Source organism: Phyllobacterium brassicacearum (assembly GCF_003010955.1).
Lineage (GTDB): Bacteria > Pseudomonadota > Alphaproteobacteria > Rhizobiales > Rhizobiaceae > Phyllobacterium > Phyllobacterium brassicacearum.
Genome location: NZ_PGGO01000087.1, coordinates 35139 through 57650, shown reverse-complemented (window position 1 = coordinate 57650; position 22512 = coordinate 35139). Strand labels below are relative to the sequence as shown.

At 57.8% G+C, this 22512-nt stretch carries 19 protein-coding genes and 1 tRNA gene; 12 read left to right on the top strand and 8 right to left on the bottom strand.

The genetic code is table 11. The annotated features are described in order from the left end of the window. Window positions 1–157 precede the first annotated feature (157 nt). The 4 genes from CU102_RS28660 to CU102_RS28645 all read left to right on the top strand — a co-directional run bounded on the left by CU102_RS28660 (window position 158) and on the right by CU102_RS28645 (window position 3500). Entirely contained in the window at window positions 158–781 is a 624-nt protein-coding gene (locus CU102_RS28660) for a TetR/AcrR family transcriptional regulator (protein WP_106714397.1), read from the top strand. Between the two features lie 125 nt (window positions 782–906). Then, window positions 907–1503, top strand: coding sequence for a Holotricin-3 precursor (locus CU102_RS28655; protein ID WP_106714396.1), 597 nt, complete (start codon window positions 907–909; stop codon window positions 1501–1503). Between the two features lie 244 nt (window positions 1504–1747). Beyond that, window positions 1748–2371, top strand: coding sequence for an HAD-IA family hydrolase (locus tag CU102_RS28650; protein ID WP_425351621.1), 624 nt, complete (start codon window positions 1748–1750; stop codon window positions 2369–2371). Between the two features lie 193 nt (window positions 2372–2564). Beyond that, window positions 2565–3500 (top strand): homocysteine S-methyltransferase family protein, encoded by a 936-nt coding sequence (locus CU102_RS28645; RefSeq protein WP_106714394.1) that lies wholly within the window; start codon window positions 2565–2567, stop codon window positions 3498–3500. 45 nt (window positions 3501–3545) lie between these two features. On the opposite strand, the gene CU102_RS28640 is transcribed toward CU102_RS28645, so the two are convergent. Then, entirely contained in the window at window positions 3546–6377 is a 2832-nt protein-coding gene (locus CU102_RS28640; protein ID WP_166648420.1) for a phospholipase D-like domain-containing protein, read from the bottom strand. Window positions 6378–6557: 180 nt separating this feature from the next. On the opposite strand from CU102_RS28640, the gene CU102_RS28635 reads away from it, so the two are divergent. After that, window positions 6558–8156, top strand: coding sequence for a CYTH and CHAD domain-containing protein (locus CU102_RS28635; RefSeq protein WP_106714392.1), 1599 nt, complete (start codon window positions 6558–6560; stop codon window positions 8154–8156). 49 nt (window positions 8157–8205) lie between these two features. On the opposite strand, the gene CU102_RS28630 is transcribed toward CU102_RS28635, so the two are convergent. Next, on the bottom strand, window positions 8206–10872 hold the full coding sequence (locus tag CU102_RS28630; protein WP_106714391.1) for a patatin-like phospholipase family protein: 2667 nt from the start codon (window positions 10870–10872) through the stop codon (window positions 8206–8208). Between the two features lie 263 nt (window positions 10873–11135). Between CU102_RS28630 and CU102_RS28625 the strand changes: the two genes are divergently transcribed. From CU102_RS28625 to CU102_RS30075, 4 genes are all read left to right on the top strand, one after another. Then, entirely contained in the window at window positions 11136–12734 is a 1599-nt protein-coding gene (locus CU102_RS28625) for a peroxidase family protein (RefSeq protein ID WP_106714390.1), read from the top strand. 200 nt (window positions 12735–12934) lie between these two features. After that, window positions 12935–14035 (top strand): helix-turn-helix transcriptional regulator, encoded by a 1101-nt coding sequence (locus CU102_RS28620; protein WP_106714389.1) that lies wholly within the window; start codon window positions 12935–12937, stop codon window positions 14033–14035. 156 nt (window positions 14036–14191) lie between these two features. Further along, window positions 14192–14974 (top strand): LuxR C-terminal-related transcriptional regulator, encoded by a 783-nt coding sequence (locus tag CU102_RS28615; protein WP_106714388.1) that lies wholly within the window; start codon window positions 14192–14194, stop codon window positions 14972–14974. 110 nt (window positions 14975–15084) lie between these two features. Next, complete coding sequence (locus CU102_RS30075) at window positions 15085–15261, top strand: hypothetical protein (RefSeq protein ID WP_166648419.1); 177 nt, start codon at window positions 15085–15087, stop codon at window positions 15259–15261. Window positions 15262–15275: 14 nt separating this feature from the next. On the opposite strand, the gene CU102_RS28610 is transcribed toward CU102_RS30075, so the two are convergent. Then, window positions 15276–15911 (bottom strand): pyridoxamine 5'-phosphate oxidase family protein, encoded by a 636-nt coding sequence (locus CU102_RS28610; RefSeq protein WP_106714508.1) that lies wholly within the window; start codon window positions 15909–15911, stop codon window positions 15276–15278. Between the two features lie 131 nt (window positions 15912–16042). Between CU102_RS28610 and CU102_RS28605 the strand changes: the two genes are divergently transcribed. Together CU102_RS28605 and CU102_RS28600 are read left to right on the top strand one after the other, a co-directional pair. Beyond that, window positions 16043–16936, top strand: a complete 894-nt coding sequence (locus CU102_RS28605) for a LysR family transcriptional regulator (protein ID WP_106714387.1) — start codon at window positions 16043–16045, stop codon at window positions 16934–16936. Between the two features lie 32 nt (window positions 16937–16968). After that, complete coding sequence (locus CU102_RS28600) at window positions 16969–17565, top strand: class I SAM-dependent methyltransferase (RefSeq protein ID WP_245425644.1); 597 nt, start codon at window positions 16969–16971, stop codon at window positions 17563–17565. Between the two features lie 18 nt (window positions 17566–17583). On the opposite strand, the gene CU102_RS28595 is transcribed toward CU102_RS28600, so the two are convergent. From CU102_RS28595 to CU102_RS28575, 5 genes are all read right to left on the bottom strand, one after another. Continuing rightward, window positions 17584–18216, bottom strand: coding sequence for a LysE family translocator (locus tag CU102_RS28595; protein WP_106714386.1), 633 nt, complete (start codon window positions 18214–18216; stop codon window positions 17584–17586). A gap of 241 nt (window positions 18217–18457) precedes the next feature. Beyond that, on the bottom strand, window positions 18458–19867 hold the full coding sequence (locus tag CU102_RS28590; protein WP_106714385.1) for a DUF1254 domain-containing protein: 1410 nt from the start codon (window positions 19865–19867) through the stop codon (window positions 18458–18460). A 109-nt stretch (window positions 19868–19976) separates the two neighbouring features. Then, entirely contained in the window at window positions 19977–20627 is a 651-nt protein-coding gene (locus CU102_RS28585) for a hypothetical protein (RefSeq protein WP_106714384.1), read from the bottom strand. Further along, window positions 20624–20839, bottom strand: a complete 216-nt coding sequence (locus tag CU102_RS28580) for a hypothetical protein (RefSeq protein ID WP_106714383.1) — start codon at window positions 20837–20839, stop codon at window positions 20624–20626. The genes CU102_RS28585 and CU102_RS28580 overlap by 4 nt, the downstream gene beginning before the upstream one ends. 153 nt (window positions 20840–20992) lie before the next feature. Next, window positions 20993–21069 (bottom strand) — tRNA-Met (locus CU102_RS28575). A gap of 412 nt (window positions 21070–21481) precedes the next feature. On the opposite strand from CU102_RS28575, the gene CU102_RS28570 reads away from it, so the two are divergent. Continuing rightward, the gene (locus CU102_RS28570; protein ID WP_106714506.1) at window positions 21482–22438 is read left to right on the top strand and encodes a Gfo/Idh/MocA family protein; all 957 of its coding nucleotides are present in this window, start codon (window positions 21482–21484) and stop codon (window positions 22436–22438) included. Window positions 22439–22512 lie beyond the last annotated feature (74 nt).

Genomic DNA, 22512 nt, shown 5'->3' with positions numbered 1-22512 from the left:
AGCGACCTATTGAGTTCAAGGCTCAAAAGACATGACATCACAGACCCGAATGGGATAAGAGTCCAGAGGTCACGTGATAATCGGAGGCGCCTCCGTTTTCGAAACATAGCGGCTAGCCCATGCGGGTTCAAGGCCTAATCGTATTGGAGTTGGAATATTGCGCAGCAAGGAGCCGTCAGAGCTGAAGGAGATCGAACTGTCTCCGCCTGCCAGGCGGTTGCGCGCCGACGCCAGCCGCAATAGGGAAAAGCTCGTCGAGATTGCCGGGATCGTATTTGCCGAGCGCGGTGGCGATGCTTCGCTTGAGGACATCGCGCGGCAGGCAGGCGTGGGAATTGGAACGCTTTACCGGCATTTTCCAACACGTGAACACCTCGTGGAAGTTGTCTACCGCCGCGAGGTCGAGGCGCTTTGTGCGGCTGCGGATGAACTCGCGCAGCACAATGCCCCCGACATTGCACTCGCCGAATGGATGCAGCGTTTTGTCGATTATATCGCGGCTAAGCGGGGCATGGCGAACAGTCTGCGCATACTCTTTGACGCGAATTCAGACGTGTTCGCCAATACTGCCGGGATGGTCGCGTCGGCCTTGCGCGGGCTTGTCGAGGCAGCGATTGCCGATGGGTCGATCCGCAGCGACATCGACAGCGCCGATGTGCTGCACGCGCTGTCGGGGATATATTCGAGCCCGGACACGCCCGACTGGCGCGACCGCTCGCGCCGCCTTGTCGCGCTCCTCATGGATGGCTTGCGCTGGGGTGCGGCGAAGCCGCGATCGTAAGACGACGTACGTGTCGGGTTGAAATAGTATGTGAGCGCGTGTACTGCGTGTTGCCACATTGGAGCCTTAAACGAACGGTCAGTTTCGGGTATAATCACAATTGTGTAGTTTTGGGAGAGGTGAATATGGCTCAATTCAAACGAGGTATCGTCCTGGCAGCTTGCCTAGGTTTCTTTGTAACCGGCACGGCGTTGTCGACCACAGATAGTTTCAGCCCGGTAGGATCGGCCTTTGCCAAAAATGGCGGTGGCAATGGCGGCGGGAACGGTGGTGGAAATGGGAACGGCGGCGGAAGCAGCGGAAAATCGTCCGACCGTGGCAAATCAGCCAGTGCCCATGACAAATCCAAGTCTCAGAAAGTTCAGAAGGCATCGCTAAACACGAAAGCTCAGAAAGTTCAGAAAGTTCAGAAGGCATCGCCAAAGACGAAAGTTCAGAATGTCCAGGAGGCAGCGCTCATCACCGATGACCCGAACACGCTGGGTCCGCTCAATGCTGCTCACGCATCCGCGCGGGCGAGGGAACGCGCCGCACCAAATTCGTCCGTCGGCAAGATCGCCACGTATGAACTCGCCCGGGAAGATGCTCTGGCAATAGAGGATCCTGTCCTTCGGGAAGAAGCGCTTGAGGATGCCGTGCTCGATCTCGAAACCGCGTTTGGACGCACGCTGACCACAGAGCAGGTCGATCGCGTCAACGACTTGCTGGATGCACGCCAGTAAAGATTGCAATCCTTAATACTAACTTTGTGACAGCGGCCTTCGGGCCGCTGTTTTCGTTAATGACAGACGATCAGACGGAACAAACGTTGATCGTTTCGCGGCGCGATTCGGCACTAGCAATATGTCGAGGGATTGACTTAGGGTCAGGGTCCGGCGTCGACAACACTCATCACAGAAAGAAAAGACCATCGTGCCAACAACATCTACGGTTTTTGACAAGAATTACGCAGCATTCCTGTTCGACATGGACGGTACCCTTCTCAATTCCACATTGGCGGCCGAACGCGTCTGGGCAAGGTGGGCCGAACGGCATGGCCTCGATGTCAAAACCTTCCTGCCAACCATGCACGGCGCCCGCGCAGTGGATACTGTTCGCAGGCTGGGGCTGCCGGGCGTGGACCCGGAGGAGGAGGCTGTAAAGATCACCGAGGCCGAGATCATCGATGTGGAAGGGATCGTTCCGCTTCCGGGGGCTGCAGATTTTCTCAAGTCTTTGCCATCGGTCAAATGGGCGATCGTGACCTCGTCGCCGCTTGAGCTTGCAAAGCGCCGTCTGGCTGCGGCGGGCATTCCGGTACCTGTGAACCTTGTTACCGCCGAAGACGTGAAAGTCGGCAAGCCCAGCCCGGATTGTTATCTGCTGGCGGCAAAGAAGCTTGGTGTTGAAGCGGCAGACTGTCTGGTGTTTGAAGACGCGGTCCCGGGTATCCTGGCCGGAGACGCTGCGGGTACTGATGTCATGGTGATAACGGCGACCCACACGCATACGATCCAAACTGCCCATACGACGATCCCGAACTACGAAGGGCTAAGCACTCATATTGATCGCGAAGGGCGGATATCTCTGATAAAAGAGAACGGGGCATAAAAACGCCTCCTGCGGTCGACGAACCGCGGTTCGGGATGCTGCCCGCATGGTCGTATCAAAAGCACTCAGCAGCAGCTTTGCCCATGTAGAATGCGGTTCGCGTTACGACTGAACCGAGGAATTTGCAGACAGAAAGAGGAGATTGGAGACGCGGCCGGGAAGCGCGTTCAACGGCCGTAGAGGGAGAAAGAACATGGCCAAATACCGCCAGAATCTGCCGCAGCTTGCCGGAGACATTTTCCTGAGCGACGGGGGAATGGAAACAACCCTGATCTTTGACGAAGGTGCCGAGCTTCCACATTTCGCATCCTTCGTGCTGATGTCCAGCCCCGAAGGCCGGCAGCAGTTGAAGAATTACTACATCCGATATCTGGAAATCGCCCGGAAACATCGCGCCGGCTTCATTCTCGATACGCCGACATGGCGGGCAAATCCCGACTGGGGCGCGCTGCTGGGGTACGGGCCGGAGGAACTACGCACCGTCAACAGGGATTCCATTGCCTTGCTGGCCGAGCTGCGCAATGAATTCGAGCCGGACGGAGCGCCTTGCGTCATCAGTGGTGCCATCGGACCGCGCGGCGATGGCTACAAGGCCGGTGACATGGATGCCGGGGAGGCCGAAACCTATCACGCCGCGCAGATCGAGAGCTTCGCGCAAACGGAAGCGGACATGGTCTCCGCCTACACCCTGACCAACTACAAGGAAGCGATCGGGATTGCACGAGCGGCCCAGCTCAACGCTATGCCTTGCGCGATATCCTTTACGGTTGAAACCGACGGAAGGCTCGTGACCGGTCTGTCACTGGCAGACGCGATCAACCGCGTCGACGATGCAACTGGAGCGTCGCCGGTCTATTATCTGATCAATTGCGCCCACCCGACGCATTTCACGCAGGCTCTCGAAAAGGGAGAGCCGTGGGTCGACCGTGTGTATGGAGCCAAGGCCAATGCCTCGGCTAAAAGCCACGCGGAGCTCGATGAATCGGCAACGCTCGACGCCGGTGACCCGCTGGACCTCGGACAGCGCTACAACACATTGAGGCAAACATTCCCCGGGATGCGCGTGCTGGGCGGATGCTGCGGCACGGATCATCGCCACATCGCGGCGATCTGTGAGGCCTGCCTTTGAAACTCCACTCGCCGCAGCGAGTTTCCACAGTACTCTCTGAGCCTGTCAGAGGGCGACCCAATCCCTGAGCGGAACGCGGATCATCCGGGGCGGCGCTTCTGTGTCGGTGGGGCTAACGAGGCGGGGGGATGGCAGTGTTTCATCGATGGACGGTTCGCTCGAGCGGCGCCAGTCTTCTTCGAAAAGGTCCTCAAAATAGCGGACCGCATCGGAATGGTAGATGACCAAGCTGGCATCCCGGTTGAACTTGGTGCCGGCGTTTGTCCAGTTATGACTTCCGAGGACGACGGCCTTCCGGTCGATGATGATGCCCTTGGTGTGGCAGCGGGAAGAGAGCTTCAACTTATTGAAGTCAAAGCCCTTCTTTTTGAGCTTGGTTAGCGTCTTGCGCAGATCGTCACCGATGCGGCGGAAGATGATGCGGACATCGAGCCCCGTCTGCTGCTTGGCGAGCAGGCCATCAACCAGGCGGCGGAAATGCGGTGCGTCCCCATCCCTGTCAGCCAGTTTCAGCGACTGGTTCTGGAAGAGAATGCGGCTCTCGGCCCTCTCAATGAGCTCAGCGACGACTTCGGCGTAATTGTCCGGTGTCAAAAGGGGGTGGATCTCGAGTGGTCCCTCGATCCGCTTGGAGCTGCGCAGCACGTAAGGCGCTTCCAGCGCGTCGAAAGGATCGGTAAAATATTCGACCGGCACCCAGACATAGGGCTCTTCGCCGGCAACCTCGACATTCTCGGTCTCCTTGGCCTGCTTGAGGTCAAGCAGGATGTGGTTCTCGTAGAGCTCTGCCAGTTGGTCGTTCTCGACAACCGCATGCCACTCACGGTTGAAGCCACCGATCAGTTTCGTCGGAGTGCCGAAATCGGTCCCGTCTTCGCCGAGCGGGGGCTGGTTGGAGCTCTGCCAATTGCCGGATGAGAGCCAGAATGAGGCGTGATCCTTGACGGCAACCTTGATGTGGTAGGCGGAATCAAAGATGCCGTTGGGGTTGCCGATGCGGCCGAACGGTCGCGCAATCGACGCCCAGGAGAAGTCGAAGCGTTTCTTCAACTCGGCAGCCAGACTGTCTCTTGTTTGTATGTCTGTTCCGTCGTTCTTTTTCGACCCGCTTCCGGTGTCCTCTCCTGCCTGCAAAACGAGGTTCAACTCACGCGGAGACTTCTTTGTCGTATCGAGGACGGCTTTCAGAATGTGTGGCGCGGTAAAATCATACATGCCGACGGTGAGGCGTGTGCCTACGCCGTGAAGGAACTCCTTCAGTACCGGCCAGCCGCAATCCGGGCTGACACTGAGGGTGACGGCAGCAACGTCCGGCACTGGATCCAGCGGGAGCTCCGGGCGTGGCTGGTAGCGCGAAACCCAGCCTGCTTCGTTCGTGACCCAATCCTCGACGATGCCCAGCTGGTCGGCGATCGAGGCGAAGGTAACGTCTGTAGAAATTCCGTCGAATTCCGCTGGAATCAGGGTCATGCCCTTGAGTGCAAGTTCCTCGGGGGTGAGCCGCTGCGTCACCGCGACCACGATGACCGGCTCGTCGGTCATTATTCCTCCCGTGACGCGAAGCCCCGGATAAACGGCCACAACATCGGGGCGGCTGCAGAGAAGCTGCTCGGCGGCAGGGATGGCGCTTTCCACTTCGGTCCACGTCGCTGGATTGCCGCGCACGGGGCGTGCGCCGGATGTCGCCGCAATGGTCGTCGGGGTCTGTTCCCCGATGCGCACGGTCACCGTGATCGGGATGGTGACGGAAATTTCGGTGCCGGACATGGGCCGCTCGCTTCCCTTGGACATTTGCACGATCTGCGGAGTTGTCTCGCGATTGATAGTGGAGAGGGCAACAACCGGCGGCTTGAGGGCCTTCGTCACGAGATCGCCGAGACTGCCGCCTGCCACAGCTCCGTTGCTCTTGAGAAAGACGCCGCTCTTGTGCAGGCCAACCACCAGGCCGGTCTCGATATCGATGACGGGGGAGCCGGAGTTGCCCCCGAGTGTCGTGCAGTCGTGAGAGAGTTCGGCTCCGATGAGAGATTTCACGAATCCCGGTGCGATCCGCTTGCGTCCGTAGACGTCGCCGAAGATCGAATCCATTAATGCCTGATCCGGGATGCGGGTATCGCGGAGCGGATAACCGATAACGGCGACGGTTTTGCCCAAAGGATCGGCAGGATCGATTACAAGGGGAGGCGGCAGCGCTGTGCCGCTGGCAGGAGCGACGCGCAGGAGTGCTACGTCAAGCTCGCGCGGGCCTCCGACAAAAAGGATATCGCTGATCGTGAACTCCGATTCTGCGACCGATCCGACCTCCTCGAGAAAGTCGATGGCAACACCAATCGGGCGGCGCGGGTCATCGCCAGTCATGAAGCGGAATCCCTGAGGTCCGCGCTCGGCGAAGTAGGCTGCGACGTGGCTGTTCGTCACAACGATGCCGGGTTGGATCATCCATCCGGTGGCCAAAGCCGGCATTGCGATGAAATTGTCGAGTTCGATGCGGCCGACCGATGGTATGGCCTGCTTCAGCACCTTGGCGGATTTCCGCAATCGGTCGCCCCAGACTTCACTTTCGGGGTCAGTGAATTTCAATACGGCCGCGCCCTCGGTGATGCCAAGGACAGGACGGCCCCGGCGCAGGGCTATGGATTCCTCACGGATCGAGTTATCGGGACGAAAGCGCTCGGCTGGCGCCGGCGACAGCGGAGCATAGGCGGTCTCGCTGACCCATTTGTCGACTGTAGGAGGCTTCGGGCCGCCGCGATCGGGCTGCTTCAGCGCTTTTTCAATATCATTATCAATCTTGTCGACGAGCGCGCGGTCCCTGGCGTAGGGCGCCGTCCGGACATCGCGTACAAGTCCTACCAGCCGCTGACGATCATCACGCATCGTTACTCCCCCAAGGGCTCGCGGTGCTACTTTGGCGACATTCGACGTCACATTCAATATTGAAACGTCGCGGTCTGCCATTAGCAATAATGAGTTTACGGCGTAATATGTTTACGGATTAGTATGCTCCTATAGTATGTCATTGTCTTAACAGGGCGATTGGGTGGCGGGAGCTTGAATATGGCGACTTCGGTGCGCAACACGGTGAAACAGTCAAGCGATGACGATGCCGCTCAGCGTAGCGCTGCTCCCGTTGAAACCGAGCTGAAACTGCTCGCTCCGCCGGGAGCGCTCGACGCTGTCCGCAGCTCGCCTGCCGTCCTGCAATCGGCCCGCAACAAGGGAACAATCCGCCGGCTGGAGGCAACCTACTACGATACGGCGGATCATCAGCTGTTTGGTGCTGGTCTCTCCTTGCGGGTGCGCCGAAGCGGCAAACGCTTTACCCAAACGATCAAACGCCTGTCGGTCAAGAATCCGCTGGCGCGCGATGAATGGGAATCGCCAGTCGAGGCACCAGCGCCAGATCTTGATGCGCTGCCAACCGGCGAAATAGATGGGATTTTCAGCACGATCGCCGCCAATGACCTCGTGCCGGTCTTCGTCACCAGGGTACGCCGGCACGCGATTGCCCTCGATGTGCCGGATGGTCAGATCGAGATTGCCTTTGACGACGGGGTCATTGAAGCCGGAGAGCAGCGGGAACCGCTGTCGGAGATCGAGCTCGAATTGAAACAGGGCAGGGCCGCCACACTTTACAAGTTCGGCCTCGGCCTGATGGATGTGTCCCCGCTGTGCCTTGAAACCCAGAGCAAGTCCTCTCGCGGGTATGCACTGGCGTTGAATATCAACCCGGCCGCCGTGAAGGCCGGTTCGTCGAGCCTTCGCCGCGAGGACACTGTCGATGAGGGAATAGCCAAGCTCTTGTCGGGCTGCCAGCAACAGATACTGGCAAATCTTTGTGCCGCTGAAGACGGGCGCGAGCCGGAAGGTATCCACCAGCTGCGGGTAGCGTTGCGGCGGTTGCGGACGGCCCTGTATTTCTTGCGGCGCGAACTGGAATCACCGTCGCTGCAGGCGCTCGATGCCGAGGCCCAAAGATTCGCGCGAACGCTCGGACCTGCCCGTAACTGGGATGTCTTTGTCGATTTAACGCTCACCGATATCGAAAAGGCCGACCTTCCCGATATCGAGTTCTCCACATTGCGCGAGGCGAGCGCGCCATTCCGGGAAAAGGGCTATCAGGCAGTGCGGCATAGCCTATCCGATCCGCGGACGAACCGCTTTCTATTGTCGCTGGGGCTTGCAATCGAGCAGAGGAACTGGCGAAACGATGTCGCAAGCGAGGATCTGGCGATCCTTGCCGAGCCGCTGACGAGGTTTGCTTCGCGTGTCCTTAGCAGCCTCGAGCGCAAGGCACTCAAGCGCGGCCGTCACTTCCGTCATCTCCGCCCGGAAGCGCGCCACAAGCTGCGGATCACGCTGAAAAAACTGCGATACACTGCGGAGTTCTTCCTGCCGCTGTATTCCGATCAGGCTTCAACCAAGAAATATCTGAAGCAGTTGTCCCGCCTGCAGGATGTCCTGGGTGAAGCCAATGACATCATAACCTCGCGGGACCTATTGGCCGATCTACGGGAGAGCAATCGTAATCCCGATGTGCATCGGGCCATCGGCGCGGTCATCGGCTGGCAGGGGCATGTTGCACTCGCCGGTGCCGACCGGATGCATGGCAGGTGGCGGAAGTTCAGTCGCACGACGCCCTTCTGGATGCGCTGAGACCTTCCGGGAGGTCTTGGAGACGCTGGTCTATACAGCGTTTTCGATCTCAGCTGATCGTCTGTCCGGCGATGCCGAGACGCCGCTTCAGCTCGGAGATCAGCGTTGCCTGCGGGACAGGCCCGATGGCCTTTGACTTCGGCTCCTTGAGCGCACAATTGGTGGCGTGGAAGCCAAGCGAGCGATAGGCTTCCATCTGTTCCTCTGAAAAGAACTGATCACCCGTGGATTCATGCGGAAAAAGCGGATAGCGGCGTTCGTAATCCAGAACATAGTCAGGTTCATCGCCGGTAACCGACGCCTTCACGTAAACAAGAATACCCTCGGTGCCAGCCTGGTCGTAGATGATTTTTCCCACGGCAAAATGCTGACAGTGGGCCTCGTCGTCGGCTGGAATGCGTTTGGATCTGTCGGCGGAACGGCGCAACATGGCCTCCCGCATCGCTTCCCAGTCAATGGCGATCCTGATCCCGAGATCGATGCGCGCGAACCGCTGCACATCGACCAGCGCACCGAAATTCATGGCCGGATCAGCTTCCGCGTCGATCACCACGATCATCTGGCACTTGCGTTTGAGCAATTGATAAAGCCCGCTATTGTCGATGTGCCCGCCGTCGCTGACGAATATGCGCGAACTGTCCGACCGAAGGATGCCGAAGGCCTCAGCCGCGAGGTAAAAGCGGAACAAATCGTACCAGCTTGCCTTGACCCGCTCTGCCGGCCGCGCAGCACCCTGCGGCGCCGCATTTTGCACATCCTCGACATAGCGTGGATTGCGCAGCCAATAGCCGAGCCGCAAATTGAGAAGTGCGAGCGTCGGGCTGAGAATTCCGATGCCGACACGCCCCATACTGGACGAAACGGCAGCTCCCGAAATGGCGGCTGCCGTTGCCAGATCGAGCTGTGGCTCGTTCGCAGTCATTGCCCCGGTCGAGGCGTATCCGGTGGCGTCGCTGCCGACAAAGCCTTTGGAGAACAGGAAAAACTCGGCATTGCGCCCACGTTTCGCCGGATCGGTACTGGGCAATGTGCTGGCTCTTGTTGCTCCGTCGCTTTCGGTGACCGGTTCGGGGATTGCGGTCCCTTGCTGCCTTTTCGGGGTCGAACGGCGGACATTGAGGGTGCCGTTGACAAGGAGATAAGGTGATTTTGTTCCCAATTCAGTGAGCGGCAGCGGAGCTATGCCCAACCGGCCCTTTCCAAGTCTGAAAGCGATGTTCAGGCGATCGCGGTATAGGCGATGCAGTGCATTGGCGTTCTCGGCGAAGTTCATCGCCAGAAAGCCGATGAAGGCAGAAATGGCCAGGTAATTGTACAGCATGAACCAGGATGTGCCGGGTGCCCTTGTTGCGATGGCTATCGCCGTCAATGCAGCGGCGAACATCAGTATCAGGACGATCACGAACAGGCTGCGCCAGCGATGTTCAAGTAACGTCGCCTTCATGCTCGAAAAAATCTCCCTTCCCGTCTGGCGCGTCAGCAACAGCACCAGCCAGAACACGATACAGACGAGCAGGGCAAGGCCGACGTAGCGGGCGAGACCGATACTGCTATCGCTGAGAGCGGTCGGGGCGAGCGGATATGTGCCTGCCGCTGTAGCAATTCCCCAGACGCACAAGGTCAGGAACAACAGATAGATCAGTGCCGGCAATGCCAGGGCAGCCGCATAGAGTGCCAGCTTCGCGCACCATGCCTGTATTCGCGCGCCTATCGTCGGGTTGTTGAGAGCCTTCTGGATCCAGCTGACCAGTCTTTCCTGGAAAAGCGCCACGCTCGCTATAATCGTCATGAGTGCGCTGCCAAATGAAACGATGCTTGCTCCGGTTGGTCCATCTTGTGTGAACCATTCAATGATCCAGGCGAGGATGCGGGACTGAACCTCGATGATAATCGCAAGCACGAACAGGACGATCAGCAACGCTCCCGCGCGTGTCCATCGGCTTCTGGGCTCGGAGATGCGCAGCGGCCTTTGGGTACTGTGCCTTTCCAGATAGGATCGGCGCAGCCCCCAGGCGATGAGAAAGAGCAGCAGCAGGACGCCTGTCATCTTTGTCAGCAGGAACGGATCAAGCAGATAGCTGTACGCCGAGGTAACGGTTTCTGCCTTCCAGCCCGCGGGGGGCTCGAAATAGCGCACCAGATCATAAAGCACGTTGTGTCTGAGATGAGAAACGGTCGGGTTGGCAAGGATAATGAGGGTCGCGAGCGGAAAGAGCACCGACAGCACGAGCAGCAGGTTAACCGCCAGTCCCCTCAGGACGATTGCCACAGTCAGGAGAAGGTCAGACAGGCCCTTGGGTGCAAGGTAGCGGCTGTGGTCACGGATGTGGCTGACCGGTTCGTTATCGCGGACGTCGCCATTTTCCTGCTCGGCCACCGCGAACGGGAACTCGCCATTGCTGCGGGTGAGTGCCGATACCATGCTTGCGCCAATGTAGCCGCCACCTGAAACGGTCGAAAGATAATCAATCCTCGGGATCAGCTTGTACCGGTCAAGCGCCTGCAGCGCGCCAAGGCAGAAGCAGGCGGATCGCACCCCGCCACCGGAAAGAGCCACGCCAAAAATTTCCTGTGGAACCGACTTGGATGCGCCGGCTGAGGCTACGATCGATAGCCCCAGCGCTTGACGGCGTTCTGCGATCGCCTTGAATTCGTCGAAGAGCACCTGATCAAAAGCTATTCCCTTGTTGCCCACGTCGGGATCCGTCGTGCTCATCTTTTCCTCCGCCTCGGCTTCAGAATGGACAATAGCAATAATTAAGCGAATTCTGACCTAATGAGAATAGGCTAATACTTTTCGACCAATGGTTTAATCAATTTCCGGCCTGTAGTTTTTTGAGTGCGTCGAATGGATATACATAAAAAATATTGAATAAAATAGTAAGTGATTCAGCCAAAATTGGCGCGCGCAAATCCATTCCTCGTCGATCTGGGGGCACTTCGAGCATCGGCTTGACGATAGCAAAGAGGAGAAACGCAATGTCTTTGAAAACCAGGACGACAACTGCGAAGAAATCAGGGCCGTTGGGCCTGCCCATCGAGCTGCTGGCGACACTTGAAACGAAAGTTCAGGCGGTCAAGACGACGCCCGGTCATGGTGTGGCGGGCAGGCACGCGACACGGCAATTGCTCGATGCGCTGTCGGGCAACAAGGACCCCGGCATGTTCGGCCGGATGTTTCCTAAACTGCCCGCATTGGCGATAAGCGACGAAAAGCTTCAAGCTCTTGCCGATGCCATGATCGATAATGACCCCAACATCGCAGCGGGAAACAATCCAAAGATCCCGGCGGGTTTCACCTATCTCGGGCAATTCGTCGATCACGACATAACGCTTGATCTGACCTCCCTTGGCGACAAGGAAAAGGATCCTCTCGGCATCGAGAATTTCAGAACTCCCAGCCTGGACCTTGATGCCATATACGGGCTTGGACCAGATGGAGGCCCGCACCTCTATGCCCGCAATCCGGGCGAAGGGTCCGGTCGGAAGCATGGGCCAAAGTTCCTGATCGGAAAGAATTTCAACTCGGGAGAGGGCGCTTTCCGCAATGACCTGCCCCGCAGTCCCGAAGGCTTTGCCCTCATCGCGGATCACCGAAACGATGAAAATCTGCTTGTCGCGCAGACCCATGTGGCGATGCTGAAATTTCACAACAAAGTATGTGACAGAATCAGCGCAGATCCCAATCCGCCGGCAGACGTTTTCGCCGAAGCCCGCAAACTTGTGACGTGGCATTATCAGTGGATGGTGCTGCATGACTGGGTCGAACGGCTTACGGAGCCTGGTATCGTCGCCAAGATCTTGCATGATGGCCGGAAGTTCTACCGCTTCAAGCGTGTGCCATTCATGCCCGTCGAGTTTTCGGCGGCCGCCTATCGGCTGGGGCACAGCATGGTCCGCCAGCGATATGCGCATAACCGGGTGTTTACCGCAGCGGATTTCTTCCTGTTTTTCGAATTCACCGGTCTGTCCGGTGGGCTGGTCGGCGACCTTGCTCCAACACCGCCGACAACGCCGCCCAATACAGCCTTCCCGACGCTGCCCAGCAACTGGATTATCGACTGGCGGCGTTTCCATGAACTGGGGGACATGGGCGGCGCGCATGTAGAGATCAATTCTTCGAGGCGTATCGACCCATTCCTTGCCTCTTCTTTGCATGGCCTGCCCGGCGGCGGGGGCAATTTGGCGTTCCGCAATCTGAAACGCGGCGTCAATCTGGGCCTGCCTTCAGGTCAATCGGTGGCGACGCGTATGAAGATAAAGAACCCGCTCACCCCCGACGAGATTGCGTCCGGCACTGATGGAGCGGTTGCAAAGGCCAAGGGCCTGCACACTTCGACGCCGCTTTGGTACTACATCCTGAAGGAGGCCAAGGTTCGGCACAACGGAGAACGGCTCGGACCGGTCGGCTCGACGATCATATCGGAAGTGTTCGTCGGTCTCGTCCAAGGCGATCAGAACTCATATCTTTGGCAGCGTGCAAACTGGAAGCCGACGCTGCCCTCGAAGCAGGCTGGAAACTTCACCATGGCCGACCTTCTTCGCTTCGTTGATGACGTCAATCCCATTGGCGATTGACACGCAAGAGAGGCGCTGCTCACCCGAGTTCTGGGGTAAGAGAAGCGCCTCAGCTCCCCCTTTGGCTGAATTAGTGGCTGCTCGTGTTGGTTGCAAAAATCACTGTCAGTGCGTATCCTGACGCCATCTAATTGCCGCATGCCCATTTGTTGCTGTTCAACGGAAACTGTACCCGCGCTACAAAGTTCAGGCGGTCCGGGATGAGACATGACTTGAATGCGGTCGACAATGAATTGGTCGATCTGATTTATTCGTCATTGTTAGAGGAAACGAGTTGGCAACAGTTCCTCGACCGGCTGGCTATGACCATACCCGAAGGACGGTCGACGCTGTTTTTTCATGATCGTGCGTCTGGTGCAGGAGCGTTTTCGCTCCAATCAGGGCTCACCGAGCAGCAGGTCAATGATTACAACAACTATTATTCCCGTCTTAATCCCTGGATGCCCAAGGCATTGAAAAGACAGATCGGCGTCGGCGTCACTGCAAGCCAGATGCTTGCGCATGACGAGCTTGAGAAGACTGAATTTTACAATGACTACCTGTTGCCCATGGGGGCAAAATCTGCGGTTGGAGTCACGATCCTGCGCGACCAGGATCGGTCGTTTTTTCTCAGCGTGCTTACATGCAGGAAAGAGCACAACCAAAACCTGCCGTCAGCCCAACTGTTGACCAGACTTGCGCCGCACCTCGCGCGCGTCTTTCAGCATTATCAGGCGGCTTCCATTCACAGATCGGTCGCCCAGGCCGGAACGAGACTGCTGGACCTGTTTGACGTGGGGGTCGTTGTCGTTGGAGCTGGCGGTGCCATCAAGACGATATCCCCACGCGCCCAGGCGATGCTTGATGAAGGTATCGACATACGTCTGTCATTCAGCGGCAAGCTCCAGATACACTCGTCAGTGGCCAACCGCATGTTGTACAGAGTGCTCGGCAGCTGCAATCAAGCGCCGAAGTTCCAGACGTTCTTGCTCGACAACATAAGGATGACGATCATAGGCGTTCAGAAAGACCAGCTGTCATCGCTTTTTGAAGGGCCAACGGCGGTCCTTCTGCTTGAGCCGCGCAGCAACCGCTACTCGCCGGCCGATCTTCGCGATTTTTCCAATCGCTACATGCTGACCGCGGCGGAAACCCGGGCGTTGCGCGGCCTGTTCTCGGGTAAGTCCGTTGACGGGATTGCCGCGGATGCCGGGCTGTCGAGGGAAACGATCAGATCACAGGTGAAGAGCCTGTACGCAAAGGCCAACGTGCGTAGCCATGTCGAACTGTTGCGGCTCGTGACATTTCTGTCGTCCAATTAGCGTGTAACTTTGTGTCGCTGGCTTAACCCTCAGGGGTGAAGCGGAGTGAAATAAAATAGGCAAGAGTGCTTAACGCCAACCAGTGGTGTCGAAGAATACCCGTCTGCACAGAGCCGATCGGCAGCAGTCAGGACTGCGATCATTGAGGATTTTCCTATGAAAGGCTCGATGATCGTCGATGAGGGGGAAATGATGCTGTCCCGAACTACTGTGGACTATCACAGTCAGGGCATTGCGGCCTTTACAGAGGGGGACCGCGCCACGCTCGCCAGTGCCGGCGAGCGTGGCCGCGAGACAGCCTCGGCCCACACTCCTGTTCTGGCCATTGTTGACGGCAGGGTTCTGGCCCGCGAATGTCTGGCGCGAACACTGCAAATGAGCGGGCTTGGCTTTCACGTTGCTACGTTTGATGCAATCGATGCCGTGCACGGCTACGGTTCAGTGCCGCTTTCAGCCATTCTTGTTTATGCCGGCGGTGAGAACATCGTGCATGGCCCGGTTGGGCGAAGCATAAGGAAATTGGTCTCAGCCTTTCGCGGCGTACCCGTCATTATCCAATCCGATAATGACGATCTGCAGCAGGTAGCAACAGCCCTGCACTTTGGGATCAGGGGCTATCTTTCGTCGAATGTCGGCGTTGACGTTTGTATCGAGGCCATATCGCTGGCCGTCGCGGGTGGCATATTCATTGCTGCGGAGAACACAAGCGATCTCCAGGGCATGCTCGCAAAGAAGATGAACACGAGAGATGCCGCATTATTCACCCAGCGTGAGCGGGATATCATTCGTTTGTTGCGTCAGGGGAAGGCCAACAAATCAATCGCCTTCGAACTTCAGCTGGCGGCCAACACGGTCAAGGTGCACATCCACAATATAATGAAGAAACTCAAAGCGACGAACCGGACTGAAGCCATATTCAAGATCGCCGGAGATTACTGATTTCGCACCGCCGAATTTGTGCGGGACATTCGCCGTTTTGTGCTAGGCACGACGCTGGATGATTTATGGCGAGCGATAATTCAGATCCATTTTTGAAAAGGCACTTTAGCATGGCGATCAAATTCGCATTGAAAGACCAGAAGTCTGTCGCAGCTGATGAAAACCGTGCGAAAGCCGATGTGAAGACTGTTGCGGCACCCGTTGCCAACGTTGACACAGTTACGGACACCGGCAGCGACCTGTTTGACGCCAAGCCAGTCGGATCAAAGCGCAAGCGCAAGAAATAGAAGATATTTGACAGTTAGCTGCGCGGAGCCGTCGACTGACCGGAGCGCAATTGGGCAATCTCGGCTTCCAGCGCTCTGATGCGCTCGTCGCGCGCGGCGGCGATGGCTTCAACCTCGGTTGCATCGAATCGCAAGGGAATGTGCTGCGGGCAATTCATGTCCCAGGCCGCGATCTCGAAAAGGATGACCTGCTCCGGCCGGGCGCGATAGTTTTCCGGCATCAGCTTTGCCATCAGGTCCGCGTCGCCTTCGACCACGCGCGCTTCGCCCCAGAGCTTGACCCGCTGGCGGGTGCGGTAATCGATGAGAAACAGATAGGCTTTCGGATTATCGGCAAGATTGCCTTGCGTGATGTACTGGCGGTTGCCGGCAAAATCGGCGAAGGCGATCGTATGTTCGTCGAGCACATGCAGGAAACCGGCAGGGCCGCCGCGATGCTGGATATAGGGCTGGCCATCGCCGTTCGCCGTGGCAAAAAACACGCTGATCTGGCTCTCGATGAACTGCGCGAGGTCCGGCGTGATTCGAGTCTGCCAGGAGCCGCGCTCCTCCATGCTTGCATAGCCGTTGCGCGACCCTTTGCGCGCCTGGATCGATTTGACCGTCGGGGTGAACGCGACATCGCTGGAAAACGCAGGTGCGGATGACATGGCCATTCCTCGTCGTTACGTACAAAATAGTGGCGGGCCATAGGCTCGCCTGACCACAAATGTAGTATGTTTCATTAAATTGCTGTAGAAGCGTGATCCGGGAGCTTTCCTCCCGAAAAATGGAAGGATGCATGGACCGCCTCGACGCAATGACAGTCCTGCTCGCGACTGTTGAAACGGGGAGCCTGTCGGCTGCCTCGCGCCGTCTTGGCATGCCGCTTGCCACGGTGAGCCGCAAGGTTGCCGATCTCGAGGCGCATCTGAACACGCGCCTCTTGATCCGCTCGAGCCGCCATGTCGCGCTGACCGACGCGGGGCGCGCCTATGTCGAGGCGAGCCGGGTCATTCTGGAAAAGGTGGATGAGGCCGAGCGCGCCGCCGCGGGCGAGTATATTGCGCCGAGGGGCGAGTTGACTGTTACCGCGCCGGTTGTATTCGGGCGTCTGCATGTGCTGCCGATTGTGGTCGAATTTCTCAAATCCTATCCCGAGATCAATCTCCGGCTTAGCCTCAGCGATCGCCAGGTCAATCTGGTGGAAGACCATATAGACCTCGCGATCCGTATCGGCACGTTGCCTGACAGCAATATGATCGCGACGAAGGTAGGATCGATCCGCCGCGCGGCCTATGCGAGCCCGGCCTATCTCGCCCGGCGCGGCACGCCGCAGCGGCCCGAAGACCTTGCCTTGCATGATTGCATTACCTTCGAGGGGTTCACTTCGCCGACGGTCTGGACCTTCATGCGCGGCAGGAAAGAGGTCGCCGTGCCGGTTCATTCCCGGCTGAGCGTGACCACGGCGGAAGCGGCAGTCGATGCGGCGGTCGCTGACCTCGGGGTAACCCGCATTCTTTCCTATCAGGCAGCCCAGGCCATGGCGGCAGGCGATTTGCAGATCGTGCTGGAGGCCTTTGAGCCGCCGCCATGGCCCATCAGTGCGATCTATATTGCCCAGGGCCCGGCGCCGCTGAAGCTCAGGGCGTTCCTGGATTTCGCCGTGCCGAGATTGCGGGAACGGATGTTATGATGGAAAGGCATGAGGATATTGGAGAACGATCCGTGAGCGAGAATTTCCCCGCAACCTCCATGCCTGACCGGGACTGGTGGGCCGCGCTCTGGCCGGATCCAGAAGGCGTGCTGCGGCAGGTGGGCGTGGAGCCGGACATGACGGTTCTCGATCTTTGCTGCGGCGATGGCTATTTCACCGCACCCTTGGCGAGGCTCGTCGGCGGACGGGTCTACGCCCTGGACCTCGATCCGCTGATGATCGAGAGGGCCAAGGTCGAAGTTACCCGGCAGGACACCTCCGTGCTGCAATGGATCTGTGCGGATGCGCGTGAGGCAGCCACGCTTCTCCCCGAGCCCGTCGATTATGTGTTGATGGCCAACACGTTCCATGGCGTGCCGGATCAATCCGGACTTGCACATGTTGTAAAGGCGAGCTTGCTGCCGGGTGGGTACTTCGGCATCGTCAACTGGTATCCGCTCGCGCGGGAGCAGACCGCTGTGCTCGGAAAGCCGCGAGGACCGGCCACGGACATGCGCATGTCACCGGACGCTGTCAGTGCAGTGGTCGAGCCGGCAGGGTTCCGGACTGCCCGGGTGGTTGAGCTTCCGCCCTATCACTTTGGAGCCATCTTCGAAGTTATCGAATGAGACCATTATCCGCCAAGTCTAGCTTTTCTGGAAGGCAAGGTGGGCGCCAAGTCCGACAAGCATCGCGCCGCCCGCGCGCTGTATCAGGCGCTGGGCGCCACCCGAGCGCCGCAGCCTCGTGATCACTGCACCTGCCAGAACAACGCACACGATATCCGCCGAGGAGAACATCAGGTTGACGATGGTTCCGAGAATGACGAACTGCAACCAGACGGGGAACGCAGCTTGCGCATCGATGAATTGCGGCAGGAAAGCCATGAAGAAAATCGCTGTCTTGGGATTGAGAACCTCGACGCTGATGCTTTCGAAGAAGGCACGGCGGCCGGATTTGGCTTCGATCGCCGGGAGGGTGACGTCTCCTTGCGCCTTGGCGCGGAACAGCGAAATGCCGAGCCAGATCAGCCAGGCGGCACCGGCAAACTTCACCGCCATATAGAGCATCGGTACCGCATGAAAGAGCACGGAGAGTCCCGCAGCAGCGGCAATCACATGCACATAGCAGCCAAGATGAATGCCGAGCGAGGCCATAAGCCCGGCTCCGCGGCCGCGCGCTATGGTCTGGGCGGCTGCATAAAGCATGGCCGGGCCGGGGATATAGGCAAAGATCGCCGTGGTGGCGAGGAAGGCAATGAACAATTCGGTCGAAGGCATTTCCCGGCTCCTGTCGCAATAAAACCGACTATAGACAATGCATTGGCGAGACACGCAAGAGGAGCGGCTTGATGGGCCACAGGACGTCGCTGTGACCGGAGGTGCCCCATAGATGAGCCGAAGCAACATGCTTCCCGCTGAAAATTGAACGCGTGTAGCAGCGTCGTTGTCGAAGTGCGCACACCGTCTTTCGGCAATGGATTACAAGCCCCAGGGCAAGCGTTTCGCACTTGGAACTGCCCTAGACCTCTCTCCTCATCGGCGGCTGCTTCCAGCTGCCATCGAGCGCTTCTGACTTGGGCCAATAGAGCCGCATGGCGATGAAGAACGGGCCTTTGGGCGCAGGCAGCCAGTTCTGCTCCTTGTCTTTGCCCGGTGTTTCGTTCTGAATGTAGAATGTCAGGCCGCCATCGGCGTCCTTCAGGAACTGCGGTAGCATCGGCGAATTCAGCAAGTAGCGATTGATCGGATTGGCGACAAGCAGGCTCTGCGGCAGGTCATACATCGTCAAAGACCAGAAGGCGTTCACCGGCGGCAGTTTGTCCGCCTCGAAATGCACGGTGTACTTGTTGGCGCCATCGAGCTTCTTCCCGTCTGTATCAACCGCATAGACCGGATACATCGCTTCCTGCTTCGAATTACCGTAGATGCCGAGCACGGCAGCCCCCATACGGTAGAGGTAATTGTTCTTCAGGAATTCCCGCGTCCCGAACATGTCTCCGGAGGTTATCTTGCCGGCATCCACTTGTTTGCGCAGGTCCTCAAGGTCGGTCCAGGCGTCGGCCATGCCCTGTTCAATGGCCGTCTTCATTTCCGGCGAGCTGACGTCGATGGTCTTCCCCGCGCCGACCCCAATCCTGGAGAAACGCGCCATGAGGTCTGTTTCGGACGGATCGGTCGGGCAGTATTGCAGGACGAAGTTCAGGATATTGAAAAACTCGGGCGATGTCTTCTCGTCGGCAGGGGACAACGGCCTGATGAAATCAATGGCGGGCGCGGCCGCAGGCGCCGGCTGGCCAAGGAATTTGGATAGTGGCTCTGCCCTGTATTCTGCCTGAATTTTCTTGACGTTGTCGAGGTCGTCCGGATTGAAAAGCTGCGTGCGATAGGCGCCAATCAGAAGTTCCGTCTCCGAGCGAATGACTTCCTTCACGCCCTTTGGTGTCTCACCCTTCCAGCCGGGACCCGCGATGAGGAAACTGCCGCCATCGTTGCCGGTCGCGCGGCTGCCGATATAGGCGAAATTGAAGGTGTAGGCGTCGATGAGCTGGATGCTGAAATAGCGGCTCTTTTCGATGGGCGGCACGGTGAGCACCATGGGTTCGGTCCGCAAATCCATGCCGATCATCGAATAGGGCGTATCGGAGTTGGGTGTCTGGATGGCCGTATCCGCGGGAGTATAGACACGCGGAATGTTGACGAGGGTGTTCCAGGGCCCCTTGTATTCCGGGTTTTTCGTATCGACGAAATAGGCGTGCTGGATGCGGTAATTATCCACCATGGGGAAGCCGTAAATATAGGCCTCCTTGGCGATGGCCCGCGCTTCCTCCGGGGTGGCGCCGGTCTGGGCGCGCGCCGTCGTATACTGCAATGCCGGGATCAGTGCGATCCCGCAAAGCAAGGTCCTGCGTGTCATGGTGGTCATGTTCATTGTCCCATCCCCTGTGTTCAGCTTGTCCGGCGAATGAAGTCCCGGCGGATGGGAAGAGCAAGTACGTTACGGTAAATGCAGGTGCTTATGCGGCCGGTTCAATGACAAATCACCATTGATAATTGTTGAACAGCTTATCCTGCAACTTTCTCGAAAAGCTTTTGTCAAAGCGGCGGACACTGGAATATTCCTCTACGCCACCTGATGCGTCGAACTCCTGGACCAGTGTCTTATCGGACGAGATCGAAGCGGATACGGCGAAACCACCAGGGCTGATGTGGAGCGTCCGGCTCGGGAGGCGCTTGCCATTGACCTCAAGCACATACGATACCTTTTGCCGGGAAGCGCCGGGTGGCAGCTGGAAGGCAAATGCGACCTGAGATCCGGGATTGGCGATATACTTCTGGTAATAGTCTCGGGAGCCAACAAAGATCGACGCGGCAATTACTGCCTCTTCCGCGGTTTCGTTCGACACGGTGAACGCAAGTTGTCCCTTTGTCAGTTCGTCCTCGCCCAAGCTCTTTGGCCTTTCCAAAAACTCCCCTTCATCGCTGACGCGATAAATCATCTGCGAGTAGAAGGTTTGTTTAGCGGGTTCCGCCACGGTTGGATTGGCCGGCACTCCCGTGAGAGGTCCCTTATAGGGTGTGAGCGTCATGATGCCGGCAATGATGCCAGCGCCGATGCCAAATGATTGTTTACGATCCTTAGGTTGGAACACAAAACAAAGGGCCGCTGCAAGAACGACCAGAAGCGTCAATATCCAAGGGGCTGCACGGCAAATTCAAGATGCCGGGCGGATACTTTGGTTATCTTCTCGACGGCGGATGCTTCTTCTTTCTGAACCAGATCGGCAACAGCCGCGATGAAGCCGCCAATGGCAGCGCAAATGTAGATGGTTCCTGTATCGATGCTGCTCTTGAACCTGGAATGCTGACCTATGATTGGCCCGGGTGTATCCTGAGTAGACATGTCTCACTCCCCCAACGCATACTTCCCTCCAAAAGAACATTATAGCACTCGCGCTGTTTAGATTAAACGGATTAGGGGACGGGAAGCTTACTCACTTTGGGTGAAAAGATAGCGGACATGATCGGACAGAACATTCCGTTATTGATGGGAAAATGGTAGCGAAGGAGGGATTCGAACCCCCGACACAAGGATTATGATTCCTCTGCTCTAACCTACTGAGCTACTTCGCCCCATATGTCATCGCGACCCGTGAACGGTTTGCCTGCAAAAGGAACCGGGAGGCCGCACTGTCAAATCGACAGGGACGGGGCGGGATATATGGGGGTGACAACAAGCTGTCAAGTAATGTTACGCCGATACCAATGAGAATTCACCCTGACGGGCCACCTGCAGCTGAAACTGGAGTTGCAAAGCGCTGTGCGTGGTTCGACAAGCTCACCATGAGGGAGGTGAGTTGATTTGCAGCATAATCTTCAAGCCATGACTCTCTGCAATCCCCTTCTTCCCTCATGGTGAGCTTGTCGAACCACGCACAGCAGCAATGCAACGTCGAAAGGCGATTCCCTCGGATGTGCGTCTTCCAGCACTTGTCATCTTTTCGTCGTCCAGATATTGGATGCCGACATGAAGAAGGCTGAAAATATGGCTCCACGGATTGCAGTGCTTGGTTGCGGCTATTGGGGCAGCAATCATATCCGTACTCTCAAGAGCCTCGGCGCTCTTTATGCCGTCTCCGACGAGAACAGCGATCGCGCTGCGGGCTTTGCCGCCGAGCAAGGCGTTGAACACATCGAAGTCGACGATCTATTCACCCATCCAGATGTCGATGCCATCGTCATGGCCCTGCCGCCGCAATTCCATGCGGAGACGGCGATCAGGGCCGTGACCAACGGCAAGGACGTGCTGGTCGAAAAGCCGATTGCGCTGACGGTTCCTGATGCGGAACGCACGGTCAAGGCCGCGCATGACAATGGCCGCATCTTCATGGTGGGCCATGTGCTGCGTTTTCACCCCGCCTTCGAGAAGCTGCTGGAGCTGGTCAAGGCGGGGGATCTTGGCAAGGTGCGTTATATTCACTCGCACCGGCTCGGCCTCGGGAAATTCCACACGGAGAATGACGCACTGTGGGATCTGGCCCCGCACGACCTGTCGATGATCCTCGCGATCACCGGGACGGAGCCCTTGGAAGTGCGCGGCGAAGGCGCTGCCGTGCTCGACCATTTGAGCGATTTCGCGCACCTGCATCTAAGCTTTCCCAACAATGTCCGCGGGCATCTCTTTGCATCGAGACTCAATCCCTATCGCGAGCGCCGGCTGGCGGTTGTCGGCACCAAGGCCATGGCCGTGTTCGACGATATGGAGACATGGGACCGGAAGCTTGCCGTCTACAAGCATTCGATCTGGCAGGACAATGGCCAGTGGGCTTCGACGACGGAGGAGCCGACCTATATCAAGATCGCGCAGGGCATGCCGCTGACGCGCGAGCTGCAGAATTTCATCGAGAGCATCCAGACGCGTGTCCAGCCCAAGACCGATGGCGAAGAGGCGATACGGGTCTTGCGCATCCTGACGGCAGGAACGGTTACGCACAACAAATAACATGCCTCAACTTTCGTGACATGAGCGACAAGCGTTGTTACAAGGCCCACGCCTTATTACAGGATGAGGCAAAC